The organism is uncultured Pseudosulfitobacter sp. (genome assembly GCF_963976325.1).
Classification (GTDB): domain Bacteria; phylum Pseudomonadota; class Alphaproteobacteria; order Rhodobacterales; family Rhodobacteraceae; genus Pseudosulfitobacter.
The window spans coordinates 1,055,020-1,069,331 of sequence record NZ_CAXBJW010000001.1 but is presented as its reverse complement, the minus strand read 5'-3'; the positions used below and the strand labels follow the sequence as shown (position 1 = coordinate 1,069,331).

The 14,312-nt window shown below is 62.5% G+C and carries 14 protein-coding genes; 11 read left to right on the top strand and 3 right to left on the bottom strand.

All coding sequences use genetic code 11. The features are described 5' to 3' along the window. Positions 1-310 precede the first annotated feature (310 nt). On the top strand, positions 311-889 hold the full coding sequence (locus tag AAC077_RS05335; RefSeq protein WP_339767237.1) for an outer membrane beta-barrel protein: 579 nt from the start codon (positions 311-313) through the stop codon (positions 887-889). A 78-nt stretch (positions 890-967) separates the two neighbouring features. Here AAC077_RS05335 and AAC077_RS05330 read toward each other — a convergent pair whose 3' ends face one another. Continuing rightward, positions 968-1,819 (bottom strand): TPM domain-containing protein, encoded by an 852-nt coding sequence (locus tag AAC077_RS05330; RefSeq protein ID WP_339767235.1) that lies wholly within the window; start codon positions 1,817-1,819, stop codon positions 968-970. 144 nt (positions 1,820-1,963) lie between these two features. Beyond that, positions 1,964-3,142, bottom strand: a complete 1,179-nt coding sequence (locus tag AAC077_RS05325) for a pyridoxal phosphate-dependent aminotransferase (protein ID WP_339767233.1) — start codon at positions 3,140-3,142, stop codon at positions 1,964-1,966. Between the two features lie 248 nt (positions 3,143-3,390). Between AAC077_RS05325 and cysS the strand changes: the two genes are divergently transcribed. The 4 genes from cysS to AAC077_RS05305 all read left to right on the top strand — a co-directional run bounded on the left by cysS (position 3,391) and on the right by AAC077_RS05305 (position 8,421). After that, positions 3,391-4,884, top strand: a complete 1,494-nt coding sequence (cysS, locus tag AAC077_RS05320) for a cysteine--tRNA ligase (protein WP_339767232.1) — start codon at positions 3,391-3,393, stop codon at positions 4,882-4,884. 193 nt (positions 4,885-5,077) lie between these two features. Next, on the top strand, positions 5,078-6,691 hold the full coding sequence (gene cimA / locus AAC077_RS05315; protein WP_339767231.1) for a citramalate synthase: 1,614 nt from the start codon (positions 5,078-5,080) through the stop codon (positions 6,689-6,691). After that, a complete protein-coding gene (locus AAC077_RS05310) occupies positions 6,681-7,673 on the top strand; it encodes an alpha/beta fold hydrolase (protein WP_339767229.1) in 993 nt (330 codons plus the stop codon). Before cimA ends, AAC077_RS05310 begins: the two co-directional genes overlap by 11 nt. Next, on the top strand, positions 7,657-8,421 hold the full coding sequence (locus AAC077_RS05305; protein WP_339767227.1) for a squalene/phytoene synthase family protein: 765 nt from the start codon (positions 7,657-7,659) through the stop codon (positions 8,419-8,421). Before AAC077_RS05310 ends, AAC077_RS05305 begins: the two co-directional genes overlap by 17 nt. Before the next feature lie 4 nt (positions 8,422-8,425). Here the strand turns inward: AAC077_RS05305 and AAC077_RS05300 are convergent, their stop codons facing one another. Further along, entirely contained in the window at positions 8,426-9,700 is a 1,275-nt protein-coding gene (locus tag AAC077_RS05300) for an MFS transporter (protein WP_339767225.1), read from the bottom strand. Between the two features lie 232 nt (positions 9,701-9,932). Between AAC077_RS05300 and rpiB the strand changes: the two genes are divergently transcribed. The 6 genes from rpiB to AAC077_RS05270 all read left to right on the top strand — a co-directional run bounded on the left by rpiB (position 9,933) and on the right by AAC077_RS05270 (position 13,928). Further along, complete coding sequence (rpiB, locus tag AAC077_RS05295; RefSeq protein ID WP_339767223.1) at positions 9,933-10,391, top strand: ribose 5-phosphate isomerase B; 459 nt, start codon at positions 9,933-9,935, stop codon at positions 10,389-10,391. Between the two features lie 21 nt (positions 10,392-10,412). Then, positions 10,413-11,120, top strand: coding sequence for a precorrin-6A/cobalt-precorrin-6A reductase (locus AAC077_RS05290; RefSeq protein WP_339767221.1), 708 nt, complete (start codon positions 10,413-10,415; stop codon positions 11,118-11,120). After that, positions 11,117-11,749, top strand: a complete 633-nt coding sequence (locus AAC077_RS05285) for a DNA-3-methyladenine glycosylase 2 family protein (RefSeq protein ID WP_339767219.1) — start codon at positions 11,117-11,119, stop codon at positions 11,747-11,749. The genes AAC077_RS05290 and AAC077_RS05285 overlap by 4 nt, the downstream gene beginning before the upstream one ends. After that, positions 11,746-12,411, top strand: a complete 666-nt coding sequence (locus AAC077_RS05280; protein WP_339767217.1) for an alpha/beta fold hydrolase — start codon at positions 11,746-11,748, stop codon at positions 12,409-12,411. Before AAC077_RS05285 ends, AAC077_RS05280 begins: the two co-directional genes overlap by 4 nt. Before the next feature lie 91 nt (positions 12,412-12,502). Next, positions 12,503-13,111 (top strand): hypothetical protein, encoded by a 609-nt coding sequence (locus AAC077_RS05275; RefSeq protein ID WP_339767215.1) that lies wholly within the window; start codon positions 12,503-12,505, stop codon positions 13,109-13,111. A 232-nt stretch (positions 13,112-13,343) separates the two neighbouring features. Continuing rightward, on the top strand, positions 13,344-13,928 hold the full coding sequence (locus AAC077_RS05270) for an HNH endonuclease (protein WP_089420445.1): 585 nt from the start codon (positions 13,344-13,346) through the stop codon (positions 13,926-13,928). Positions 13,929-14,312: the final 384 nt, after the last annotated feature.

Below are 14,312 nucleotides of genomic sequence, written 5' to 3'. Positions count from 1 at the left end.
GTCTCCTTGCCAGAGCGCGCAAAGCCGCGTTCCTGTACGGGGTCAGATGATCCTGCGCCGGAGTGCGGCGGCTTTCCTGCCCGTTTGCGACATAGGGTCGCAATCGGCCCACGGCGGGGCATCGCGCATCCACGCGGGTTCCTGCGCGGGTTCCCGCCTTAAGTGAAAGAACACGAAAACGTGGGTGGAACTTTACCCCCGCGATGGCGTTTTGCTCACAGTCCGTGGGAACAGAATGCTGCATGTGCAGAATCGCATAGCGGTGCCCGCGGTCACGAATGCTTAAGAATAGAAAACTAGGAGCAACACTATGAAACGTATCGTATATGCAGGCGCACTGACACTGGCTGCTACAGCTTCCTACGCCGGCGCACCCGCTGATCCGGTGATTGAAGCCCCCGTATACACCCCCGCACCCGTTGAAACATACACCGGTGGCGACTGGACCGGCTTCTACGCTGGTGGCCAGTTGGGTTATGCCGACATCGACGGCACAGGCGCTGCTGACGGTTCCGGCGGTACATACGGTGTGCACGGTGGCTACAACTATGACTTCGGTCAGTTCGTTCTGGGCGGCGAAGTCGACTATGACAAACTGGACGTCGACCTGGGCGGTGCCGCAACAGCCGACAGCGTTGCACGTCTGAAGCTGAAAGCGGGCTACGATCTGGGCAAAACCATGATCTACGCCACAGCCGGTGCCGCACGCGCCGACACATCGCTGGGTAGCGAAAACGGCGAATTCTACGGTCTGGGCGTTGCTTACAAAGTGAACGACCAGTTCACCATGGGCGGCGAACTGCTGGAGCACAGCTTTGACGACATCGCAGGTTCGGGCGTGGACGCAGATGCGACCACATTCACACTGCGCGGTTCGTACAACTTCTAAACGACCGATACAGCAGGGGCGCCTTATGGGCGTCCCGATGATCTGAGCATGTTGGCGGCGGTGCGTTTGTCAGGTGGTCTACCACTTGCCCGACGCGCCGCCGCCTCCGCTTGAGCCGCCGCCGAAAGAGCTGCTGCCGGATGAGGAAGACGCCCGGTTGGCCGACAGCATCGGCACCACGATCAGTGCCGTATCCCGGTAGTCGCAGTTGGTGCAGCGTGTTGTACGCTGTTTCTCGCCCTTTTGGGTGCGGGTGGCCGATTTGATCGTGTCGTCGTTCACTTCCAGCGCGCCGCGCTTTCCACAGGACGGGCATTTGCGCATTTTGGCGCGGAACTTGAGCCCGAATATCAAGCCGACGATGCCCAGCGGGAAAATTGACAACCACCACAAGCTGCCACCCTTGGCGGGCTTTGCAGGTGCGGGGGGTGGCGTGTTGGCGGCAAAGGGGCGGGCGATCACGTCGATGGTGGCGCTGACGCCCTGGGTGATGCCGGCGGGGTAATCGCCATCTTTGAACCTGGGCAGGAACGCGTCCTGCACCACCGCTTCGGCCACGTCATTCCATGCGTCGCCAAAGCCTGCGCCCAGTTCCAGCCGCATCGCGCGGTCGCCGGGCAGAACCAGCACCATGATCCCGTCATTGCGGTCGGCATTGCCCACGCCCCAGTGATTGAACAGGCCGGTGGCAAATTCCTCAAGCGTGGCGTCGGGGTCATAGGTGGCCTGACGCGTCAGGGTGACCACGGTCATTTCGATGCCGGTGTCGGCGCGCAGCGCATCCAGTTGCGCGGCAATCGCGGCCTCGGTGTCATCGGGCAGGATGTCGGCAAAGTCGTTGACGGTCGTGGAATTGTAGTCGGGATAGAACTGCGCACCGGCCAACGCGGGCCAGAGCACCAGTGCGAGGGTTGCAATACACCGCTTCATGGCAAAACCTTTCCTGAAAATACGGTCAGGATAGCGCAGAATTCAGGTTTTGCGTGGTGAAAGTCGCAGGCGTTTTCCCCGCCTGCGGTCCCGGTGCGGCCCCTGCGCCAAGATCAGGCGCGACAGGTCAAAATTGCACTGACCCTATTTTCCGGCCAACCCGGCCGCGAAATCGCACAGGGTTTTCAGCGCTGCGATGAACCGGTCATCGTCGATGGTCATCGCCACACGGATGTGACCCGCCGCCGCCTGGCCAAAGCTTTCGCCCGGCATCACGGCAATGTGGTGCGCATCCAGCAACGCGTTGGCGAAATCATCGCCGCTGAGCCCCGTCGCACGGATGTCCAGCATCAGGTACATCGCTCCCTGTGCCGGCACCAGGCTGACGGTGTTTTGCCCCTCCAGCACCTGCATCGCCTTGTCGCGGCGGCGGCGGAAGGGTTCGGACACCTCGGCCTCGACCTGCGGCCCCTGGTTCAGGGCAAAGTTTGCGGCGTCCTGGACATAGCCCGGCACGCCGTAGGTGGTGTTGGTGGCAAGGTTGATCAGATTGGCGATCACGTCCTGGGCCCCCACGATCCAGCCGCAGCGCGATCCGGTCATGGCGTGGGATTTGGACATCGACCCCACCACCAGCGTGCGCTCGGCCATGCCGGGCAGGGCGCGCGGGCTGAGGTGGTCGCCGGTCCACACCTGCGTGTCATAGACCTCGTCCGAGATCAGCCACAGGTCGTGCGCCTTGCAGACCTGCGCGATGCCGTCCAGCGTGTCGCGGCTGTAGACCACGCCGGTGGGATTGTTGGGCGAGTTGACCAGCAGCGACGTGGCCCCGTGTTCCGCCGCCTTGGCGATGTCCGCCGCGCGGGGTTGAAAGGCATTGTCAGCATAGGCGGGCACCGATTGCGGGATGGCGCTGACTGCGCGGATCGTGCCGGGGTAGGTGGCGTAATAGGGATCAATGTACAGCGCCGTATCACCGGGGTCACAAGCGACCGAATGCGCCGCGAACAGGGCCGCCTGACCGCCCGGCGTGATGATCACATTGTCGCGCGTGGTCGGCACGCCGGTGCGTGCTTGCACACGTGCGGCCACCGTGTCGCGCAATGCGTCGATGCCCGGCACCATGGCATAGCCTGTGTGCCCGCCCATCGCGCTGCGGTGCATCTCTTGCAGGATGGGGGCGGCGGTGCGGATGTCGTGTTCGCCGATGGTCAGCTCGGTCACGGCGACGCCTTCGGCGATCATGCCGCGCGCCTTTAGAAACACGTCCCAGCCGTCCGATCCACCACCATTGATATTTGCAACCCGATGCGAAATCTTCATCTGCCGTTCCTTTGCCGTACTGATTTCCGGCCAAGGGGTCAGAGCGGCCCTGAATTGTCAACACTAGGTCACCATGCCGGCGGGGACTTGACCGCGCGTGCCGCCGCGGGTTAGCTGGCGGCATGACAAAAACCTGCACCATTATTTGCTGCTGCATTATCTGCTGATCCACTCAGCGGGCCGGTTCTTTGTTTCCATGACACATCAGAATTGCTAGGCCCGCGCCAACCCCTGCGCGAGGACGCCTGATGGACATCCACCTGTATAACACCGCCACACGCCGCAAAGAGCTGTTTGCGCCGTTGGACCCTGAAAATGTGCGGATGTATGTCTGTGGCCCGACGGTCTATGACCGCGCCCATCTGGGCAATGCGCGGCCTGTGCTGGTGTTCGATATTCTCTACCGGTTGCTGAAAACGCAGTATCCGCGCGTGACCTATGTGCGCAATTTCACGGATGTGGACGACAAGATAAACGCCCGCGCCGCCGAAAGCGGGCGCAGCATCGGCGAGATCACCGCCGAGACGTCGCAATGGTTTCTGGACGACATGGGCGCGATTGGCGCGCTGGAGCCGGACCATATGCCGCGTGCGACGGCCTATATTGCCGAGATGGTCGAGATGATCGCGGGGCTGATCGAGGGTGGCTTTGCCTATGCACGCGAGGGCCACGTGCTGTTTCGGGTGCGCGAGTATGCCCGCTATGGTGCGCTGTCGGGCCGGTCGGTCGACGACATGATCGCAGGCGCACGGGTCGAGGTGGCGCCCTATAAAGAGGACCCGATGGATTTCGTGCTGTGGAAGCCTTCGGACGACCAGACACCGGGCTGGGACAGCCCGTGGGGGCGCGGGCGGCCCGGCTGGCATATCGAATGCTCGGCCATGGCCAAGGCGCTGTTGGGCGACCGCTTTGACATCCACGGCGGCGGCAACGACCTGATGTTTCCCCACCACGAGAACGAGATTGCGCAAAGCTGCTGTGCCAATGGCACGGACCGGATGGCGAACGTGTGGATGCACAACGAGATGTTGCAGGTCGAGGGCAAGAAGATGTCCAAGTCCTTGGGCAACTTCTTTACCGTGCGCGATTTGCTGGAGCAGGGGGTGCCGGGCGAGGTGATCCGGTTCGTGATGCTGTCGACGCATTACCGCAAGCCGATGGATTGGACGGCTGAAAAGGCTGAAGAGGCTGCGCAGACACTTTTCAAATGGCGGAGTCTTTCTGAAAACACTACTCCAGCTTCTGAAACGTCAGAAGCTGTTGTAAGTGCTCTTTCAAACGACTTGAATACGCCTCAAGCGATTGCTGAGCTATACAAACTGGAAGTTCACCCAAGAGCGTTGCTAAGAAACGCGCGCCTACTAGGGCTGCTCGAACCGAATAATGGTGAGTGGTACTCACGTCGAAAACTTCAATTTGCAGCTAATGACACCCTTAAAGTTCTACTGCTAAAGCGTAAGCAGGCTAAGATAGACAAAAAGTTCGATATCGCGGATCAAATTCGTGATGCTTTGAAGGTAAGAGGTATTTCGTTAGAAGATTTACCTGAAGGGTTGGTGAAGCCGAGCATATCTTTTGATTTTGTGAGCCGCTACATTTCGGGGCTTACTGAGCTAGAAAAGAAAGAGGTTTTTGGTGACATTTATAAGGACGATGGCAGCCTAGACGGTTCATCTGCAACGGACAGATATTTAGAACGAGCTGCTAAAGAAGTTCTTTTTGAAATCGAAGGCGGACGTTAATGGAACTTTTTCCTCAGCGTATCGAACTCTCTAGAGTGCCATTTTTGACTAAACTCTTTTATGGAATCAGTGAAATTTTTCCTACGCAGAACTGCCACCGGCCGCGGGTGGGGGTGAAGCCCCCGCCCGGGGGGGCGGTCGGGGGCTGTTCGTGCCACGGGCACGAACGGTTCTATAAATCGAGGGGCACAGCATGACCCGCGAACGCCTCTACCTCTTCGACACCACTCTGCGCGACGGGCAGCAGACCCAGGGCGTGCAATTCTCGACCGACGAGAAAATCACCATCGCCCGCGCGCTCGACAGCCTTGGCGTCGACCACATCGAAGGCGGCTGGCCCGGCGCCAACCCCACCGACAGCGCCTTTTTCGACGCGGCCCCCGAAACCCGCGCCACCATGACCGCTTTCGGCATGACCAAGCGCAACGGCATGTCCGCCGAGAATGACGATGTGCTGGCCGCCGTGCTGAACGCAAACACCCCCGCCGTCTGCCTTGTGGGCAAAACCCACGATTTCCACGTTGAAACGGCGCTGGGCATCACGCTGGACGAAAACACCGACAACATCGCCAAATCCGTGGCGCATCTGGTTGCGCAGGGCCGCGAGGCGATCTTTGACGCGGAGCATTTCTTTGACGGGTACAAGGCGAACCCCGACTATGCGCTGACCGCGGTCCGCGCCGCCTATGACGCTGGCGCGCGGTGGATTGCACTGTGCGACACCAATGGTGGCACGCTGCCTGCGGATGTGGGGCGGATCACCGCCGCCGTGATCGACGCGGGCATTCCGGGCGACCACCTGGGCATTCACACACACAACGACACAGAAAACGCCGTGGCCTGTGCGCTGGCCGCGGTTGATGCCGGTGCGCGGCAAATTCAGGGCACGTTGAACGGGCTGGGCGAACGCTGCGGCAATGCCAACCTGACCACGCTGATCCCGATCCTGCTGTTGAAAGAGCCCTATGCCAGCCGCCTGCAAACCGGCGTGCCGCCCGAGGCGTTGGAAAACCTGACCCGCATCAGCCGGATGCTGGACGAAATCCTGAACCGGGTGCCGCAGAAACAGGCGGCTTTTGTCGGTGCCTCTGCCTTTGCCCACAAGGCGGGCCTGCACGCCAGCGCCATCGCCAAGGACCCCACGACCTACGAACACATCGACCCCGCCCGCGTCGGCAACACGCGGATCATTCCGATGTCGAACCAGGCGGGCCAGTCGAACCTGCGCGAGCGGCTGACCGGCATGGGGCTGACCGTGGACCGCGCCGATCCCGCGCTGGGGCGCATTCTGGACCGGATCAAGACGCGCGAGGCCGAAGGTTACAGCTATGACACCGCGCAGGCGTCCTTCGAGCTGCTGGCGCGCGAGGAGCTGGGGCAATTGCCCGACTTCTTCGAGGTCAAACGCTACCGCGTCACCGTCGAGCGGCGCAAAAACAAATATGACAAGATGATAAGCCTGTCCGAAGCGGTGGTCGTGGTGAAGGTCGACGGCGAAAAGCTGTTGTCGGTCAGCGAAAGCATGGACGAGACCGGCAGCGACCGTGGCCCCGTAAATGCTTTGTCCAAGGCGTTGTCGAAGGATCTAGGCCGCTATTCGGCGCATCTGGAAGACCTGCGGCTTGTCGATTTCAAGGTGCGCATCACGCAAGGCGGCACCGAGGCGGTCACGCGCGTGATCATCGACAGCGAAGACGGGCAGGGGCGGCGGTGGTCCACGGTCGGCGTCAGCGCCAACATAGTCGACGCGTCGTTCGAGGCGCTGCTGGACGCAATAAAATGGAAGTTGATCCGCGATGTTGTTTAGTATCCTCAAGTTTGCGGCCATTTCGGCCGTTACCTCCCTGGCGATTGCAATCGGGCTGATCGTCACGCAACGCCCTGGCACGGCCAAGTCAAGCGACGACAGCGGCCTTGATTTCACCGAAACGCTGGCGCGGGGGCTGGAGGATGTGCCCGCCACCACGCCTGTGCAGATGCGCGACGGATATGCGCTGCAAATCCGGCGCTACGGGGCGGCGGGGCGCGACGTACCCTTGGTGGTCATGGTTCACGGATCGGGCTGGCATGGCATGCAGTTTCACGCGCTGGCCTCGGCGCTGGCGTCCGAGGCGGACGTGGTGGTGCCCGATCTGCGCGGGCATGGCGCGGCACCGGGGCGGCGGGGGGATGTGGATTACATTGGCCAGTACGAGGATGATCTGGTCGACCTGATCACCGATCAGGCCCGCGCGGGGCAAAAGGTGGTGATGGTGGGCCATTCCTCGGGTGGTGGGCTGGTGGTGCGGATGGCCGGTGGCGCGCATGGCGCAATGGTTGATCGCGCCGTTCTGCTGGCCCCGTTCCTGAAACACAACGCAGCCACCACGCGGCGCAATTCGGGCGGCTGGGCGCGGGTGTTGGTGCGCCGTGTCATCGGGCTGAGCATGTTGAACGCCGTGGGCGTGCGGGCGCTGAACCACCTGACGATCATTCAATTCGACATGCCGCGCGCGGTGCTCGACGGCCCGTTGGGGCACACGGCGACCACGGCCTATTCCTATCGGTTGAACAGCAGCTTTGCGCCGCGCTCCGATTTTCTGGGCGATGTTGCGGCACTGCCGCCCTTTGCGCTGGTCGTTGGCGCGCAGGACGAGGCCTTTGTCGCCGAAGCCTATGCGCCGCTGATGCGTGAGGTCACCGATGCGGGGCAATATCATATCGTCCCGGACGTGGGGCATCTGGACATTGTCGATGCGCCGCAAACGCTGGGTGTTATCCGAGAGGCGATTGATGCCGTTCGACAGTGACCTGACCGCCTGTGCCGCTTTGGTGCAAAAGGCCGATGCCGATCGCTTTCGCGCCACCATGGCGGCCCCTGTGTCTGCGCGTCCGGTGCTGTTCGCGCTCTATGCGTTCAACGTCGAAGTGGCGCGTGCCCCTTGGGTGACCCAAGAGGCGATGATCGCCGAGATGCGTCTGCAATGGTGGCGTGACGCGCTGGAAGAGATCGCCAAGGACGGGATCGTGCGGCGGCACGAGGTGGTCACACCGTTGGCCCATGCGCTGGATGCCGATGCGGCCCGCGCGTTGGACCGTTTGGTCGCGGCGCGGCGCTGGGACATATACCGCGACCCCTTCGAGGACGCGGATCACTTCAATGCCTATCTGGCAGACACCTCGGGTGCGCTGATGTGGGCGGCGGCGCGGGCGCTGGGGGCCGGACCGCAGGCCGAATCTCAGGTGCGCGCATTCGGGGCGGCCACCGGTCTGGCGCGGTTCTTGCAGGCGGTGCCCGAGCTTGAGGCGCAAAAGCGGGTGCCGCTGGTCGATGGCCGCGCCGAGGCGGTGGCCGATCTGTGCAAGGCTGCGTTGGCATCCATGCCCAACCGTGCGGCGTTGCGCCGTGTCGCGGGGTCGGGCGCGCCTGCGCTGACCGAAGGGTTCCTGACGCAGGCGATCCTGAAACAGGCGGCCCGCGATCCGGGCCGCGTGGCGGCTGGGGCGTTGCAGATCAACCCGGCGCGCCAGTCGTTTCTGCTGTGGCGGTGGTCCTGACGGCTTAGGCTGCGGCTTCCTTGGGCCGCAGCATCAGCCAGATCAGCGACCCGCCTGCCAGCACCAGAAACGGCACCATTGCGATGTTGACTGCGGCCCATCCCTGCACCGCGCTGCCACCCGAACAGTTCATCAGCCCGCCCGACGCCAGCGACGCCATGGTCACGCCGCCAAACACCAGCAGGTCGTTCAGGCCCTGCATCCGCCCGCGTTCATGCGGCAGATGCGACCCCGACAGCATCGTCGTGGCACCGATAAAGCCAAAGTTCCAGCCCAGTCCCAGCAAAATCAGCGCGACAAAGAAGTTTGACAGGGTCACGCCCGACAAGGCCACGATGCCCGCAGCGCCCAGAATCGCGATGCCCAGCCCCATGATCTTTTCCACGCCAAAGCGGTTGATCAGGTGGCCGGTAAAGAAGGATGGCGCGAACATCGCCAGCACGTGACCGGTGACCACGTTTGACGCCAGATTGATAAAGGTCGACCGCTGCTCGGCGGCGCTGAGCCCGCTGAGATCCGTGCCGGGCAGCAAGTCGCCCGTCATGCCACAGCCGACAACCGCCAGCGGCGTCGAGGTCATCACAAGGTTCATCAGCGCATAGGACACGGTGGCACAGATCACGGCCACGGCAATGCGCGGTGTTTTCAACAGCTCAAGACGGCTGCGGCCCTTGGGCGCGTCCAGCGCAGGCACCGGCGGCTTGGGGATGTCGATGAACAGGAACAGCAAGGACCCGACCACGTTGACGGTGATGACCGCCAGATAGGTGCCAAGGAAGGGGATCACATAGGCATCTGCCGTCAGCTTGACCACCTGCGGGCCGATCACGGCGGACAAAAGCCCGCCCGCCATCACGTAGGAAATCGCCTTTGGCCGGAATTCATCCGACGCGGTGTCGGCGGCGGCAAAGCGGTAGAAGCCTTGGGCCGACATATAGATACCGGTCAGAAAACTGCCGGCCAGAAAGATCGGGAACGACCCCAGAAAAAGGCCATAGGCGCCGACCATCCCGCCGACGGCCCCGCCGGCAGCCCCCACGAAGAAACCTGTGCGGCGGCCAAAGCGTTGCATGATCGCCGACACCGGCGTGGCCGACAGCATCGACCCCAGCACGATCAGCGAAATCGGCAGGGTGGCAAAACAGATGTTGGTCGCCAGCGATTGTCCCGCCAGCCCCGCCACCACGAAAATCATCGGCATCTGGCTGCCCAGGAACGCTTGGGCGCAGACGAGAACGGCCACATTACGCTTGGCCCGGCTGTCATGTGTGTGTGTCATTTCGAGAGGCGTAGACCTGAAATTTGACAGCGGCAAGTATCGGGCCGCATATAATTTCAGCAGGGCCTTTTCGCGGCTTAAACGACGTAACGTCACTTCGGGGGCAATTCAGCGGCTGTGCGTCCGCGTGGCCTGTGCTATAGGCGCGGCACCGGAAAACTGAACGCAACACTGACCAGCCGATCCGTTGGGGTATTTTCCCGACCGGCCTGGGACACGGGACCAAGACACCATGACAGAGACCAAACGCATCGTTATTTCCAGCGATCACGCCGACATTGCACTGCGCCAGACCATCGCCGCGCATATCGCCGACCAAGGCTGGGAGGTCGTCGACATCGGCCCGACCACATCCGAAAGCACCCACTATCCGCTGCACGGCAAGGCCGCGGCCGAACGTGTCGCATCGGGCGATTGCCAGTTTGGCATTTTGTTGTGTGGCACCGGGCAGGGCATCATGATGGCCGCGAACAAGGTGGCAGGCATCCGGTGCGGTGTGTGTTCCGACACATTCTCGGCCCGCATGATCCGCCAGCACAACGATGCCAACATGATGTCGCTGGGCGCGCGCGTGCTGGGCGAGGGGCTGGCGCTGGACATCGTCGATGCGTTTCTGGCCGCTGAATTCGAAGGTGGCCGTCACGCCACCCGCGTCGATATGATCGAAGCAGGCGAGGACGTGACCGCCTGAGGCACCATCAAGGGGTATGGCATGACACCAAAGGCGCCGCGCGCGCGTATTCTGGTACTGGGCGGCGCCGGTGAAACGGCAGCGGTTCTGGCGGCGGTGCGCGGGCGTGCGGGGCTTGAGGTGGATGTCGTCCGGGACGACGGTGCGATGCTGGACCGTGCCGGTCTGGCGCAGATGTTGCGGGACGGCGGTTGGACCCATCTGCTGGATGTGACCCACGGATTTGCGGGTGCGATCAGCACCGCTGCGGCGGCGGCCTGTTCGGACGCGGGGGCCCGCTACGTGCTGTTGCGCCGTCCTGCGTGGACGCCGCAAGCGGGGGATCGCTGGACAGATGTGACCGATATGACGGCTGCGCGGGCGGCGATTGCGCCCTTTGCCCGTGTCTTTACCAATGTGGGCCGCGCGATGCTGCCCGATCTGGCCGCCTTCGATGGCCGGTTGTTTGTGCGCCAGACCACGCAACACGACGCCCCGCCGCCACGGTCCAACATGCGCTATGTCTTCGGCAGCCCGCCGTTCTCGCATGATGCCGAGGTTGCCTTGTTGCGCGATCTGGCGGTGGATGCGGTTCTGTTTCGCAACACTGGCGGTGCGGCGTCGGAAACCAAGGTGACGGCGGCGCGTGCCTTGGGATTGCAGATGGTGATGCTGTCGCGGCCCGTCGCACCCACCGGCACGCATTTGCCCGATGCCGCCGCCGTCGCCCGCTGGGCGGGCAACCTGTGAGCGTGGGGCGCATCATCGAAACCGACGCCGACGTGGCAGAGGGGGCCGCGTGGCTGGCTGCAAACGATCCGCGCATGGCGCAGGCACTGGCGCAGACCGGCGCGCTGCCCTTGCGCCGCCGCGCCGACGGCTTTGCGCATCTGCTGTCCGCGATCATCAGCCAACAGGTCAGCACCGCGTCGGCTGCTGCGATCTGGGCGCGGATGCTGGAGGCTGGGCTGGTCACGGAACCGGCCGTTCTGGCTGCGGGCGATGACGGGCTGCGCGCCGTGGGGCTGAGCCGTCAGAAAATCGCCTATGCGCAGGCGCTGGCGCGGGCCGACATCGACTATACCGCCTTGCGCCACGCGCCCGATGCGCATGTCATCGCTACCTTGGTCGCGGTTAAGGGCATCGGCGTCTGGACCGCCGAGATTTACGCCATGTTCAGCCTGGGCCGTGCGGATGTGTTCGCGCCGGGCGATCTGGCCCTGCAAGAGGCGGCGCGGGTGCTGTATGATCTGCCGGAACGCCCCACGCCGAAACAGTTGCGCGACATGGCCGAACGCTGGACCCCGTGGCGGTCGGTTGCGGCGCGCTGTCTGTTTGCGTACTACCGGATAGCAAAAGGCAGGGAAGGGATCACATGACTCGCGTTCTTCAATCACAACGCCGCGAACCGGCATCAGGCGAGGTCCGCTCGGCCGTCGTCTTTCTGCATGGCTATGGGGCGAACGGCGCCGACCTTTTGGGGCTGGCCGATCCGTTGTCTGAACATCTGCCCGACACGCTGTTTGTGTCCCCCGACGCGCCCGAGCGGATCGAAGGGATGCCCAACGCCTTTCAATGGTTCCCGATCCCGTGGATCGACGGATCAAGCGAAGAGGCTGCCGAACGCGGGATGCGCGCCGCGGTCGAGGATGTGAACGCATTCCTTGATGCGCTGATGGTCGACGAGGATCTGATGCCGGAACAGGTCGCGCTGTTCGGGTTCAGTCAGGGCACGATGATGGCCTTGCACGTGGCCCCGCGCCGCGAGGATGCGCTGGCCGGTGTCGTGGCGTTCTCGGGCCGGTTGCTGAACCCCGAGGTGCTGTCGGACGAAGCTGTCACGCGCCCCCCGATCCTGCTGGTGCATGGTGATCAGGACGACGTGGTGCCGCCGCAATCGTTGCCGCAGGCCGCCGAAGCCTTGCAAGAGGCCGGCTGGAAGGACGTGTTTGCACATGTGATGAAGGGCACCGCCCACGGCATCGCGCCCGACGGTCTGAGCATTTCACTGGCGTTTTTGCGCGACAAACTGGGATTCTGACACCGGTTAGGGCCGCAACCCTTTTTTTCAACGAATTTTTATGCCTGACTTGTCATACTAGCAAAAGAGCAATGGCAAACAGGGATAGAGCATGTTGAATAAACAGGTGAAATCCGCCTTAACTCAGGCGGTTATAGCATTTTTGGTTTTGGTGGGGGCGCAAATCCATGCACCCGTCGTCTACGCCCAACGCGGCGCCGAGGATTTTGTTCCGCCGGTCACGCTGGAAAAAGAGCTGGGACGCAAATTTATTTTGCGCATGGCCGGAATGCCCGACGGGGTGGGGCGCGCCATGTTGCAGATAGACGCGCCCGATCAGGCGATGAACCGGCATCAACCCGTGTCGGACCTGTCGGGGGCCGATGTCTGGGTGGTCGGATTGCAGGACTGGCAACAAACCGACTGGCTGCGCGACACACCGTGGAACGCGCTGTTTGCCGAGCGGTTGAACGCGACACCCGACAGCACCGTTTACCGGTCGTTCCAGTGGCGGGTGCGCACGGGCCAGTATATTGATGTGCATTTCGTGAACCTGTCGCGGACCAAGGACATGCCGCCGCTGTGTCTGGCGCTGGCGGTCTATGATCTAAGCCGTGAGGTCATGCCCGAATTGCGGGTGAACGGGCGCGCCATCCGGTCGGCGCGGGCCCGCAGTTGCGTGCGTGAAGGTTGGAACGACATGCCACTTGCCAGCAACTGACCAATGTCGTCTTGGTCGTCGAATATACAGGCACCCGTTGAGGTGCCTGTTTTTGTAACGGGGATGTGAAATTTTGCGCCGTGGGGCGTTTGGAACATCTAGTGGGAAAAACCGGACTTGTCAGAAACCAACTACGAGATATAGTCGATTTCAGTGGGCGCGAGCAGAGGCATCTGACCCGATGCTGTCAAAGTGCTTTGAGTGTCAAATCGGGCGAAGGTGATTGCACGAAATGGACGGCGATTTCAGAACAGAATTCACACGCGCACCGGGCGCGTTGAAACAGCATCCGGCGTTGGTGCTGAATGCGGATTACAGACCGCTGAGTTACTATCCCTTGTCGCTCTGGCCCTGGCAGGAAGCGGTCAAGGCGGCGTGGCTGGATCGGGTGGACATCGTCGCCGAATACGACGAAGTGGTCCGAAGCCCCAGTACGGTGTTCAGGATACCGTCTGTTGTCGTCCTCAAAGATTATGTCAAACCTCAAAAGCGCGTGGCCTTCACGCGCTTTAATTTATTTTTGAGGGATGAATTCCGCTGCCAGTACTGCGGGGCCAAGGGCGACCTGACCTTTGACCACGTGGTGCCGCGCGCCAGTGGCGGCGTGACCAGTTGGCAGAACGTGGTGGCGGCGTGCAGCCCGTGCAACCTGAAAAAAGGGTCCAAGGCGCTGCACCGCACCGGCATGGCCCTGCGCAAACCCCCGCGCCAACCCGCCGCGGAAGAACTGCGCAACATGGGCCGCAAGTTCCCGCCCAACCACCTGCACGAGGCGTGGATGGACTTTTTGTACTGGGATGCCGAGCTGGAGGCATAAGGCTGGGGAACTGGTGCTGCATCGGGTTGGGCGGTGGCCTGCGAATTCGAAGCGGCTTTCGGAACGTCGTGCCTGAGTGGTGTTATGCGATAGGCCGCAAGGCGTTCTGACTTCGCCCATAGCTTCACTACACATGATGCGAAGGTCCGGTGTGTGGACATTGACGCCAACCACTAAAGCCCGGAGTCAAGGTGCGTAGCACCGCCGGGCAGCGCCCGACCGCCCCCTGGGCGGGCGCTTTCTCACCGTATTGCGGTTCATCACCCACACGCCAAAGACTAGACATAAAGTGGCAGTCACGAGCGTCGTGATGCCCACCCGCGGTCGGGCGCTGCCCTTTGTGGCAAGGTCACGATGGGCTCAAACCGGACCTTCATTGCGATC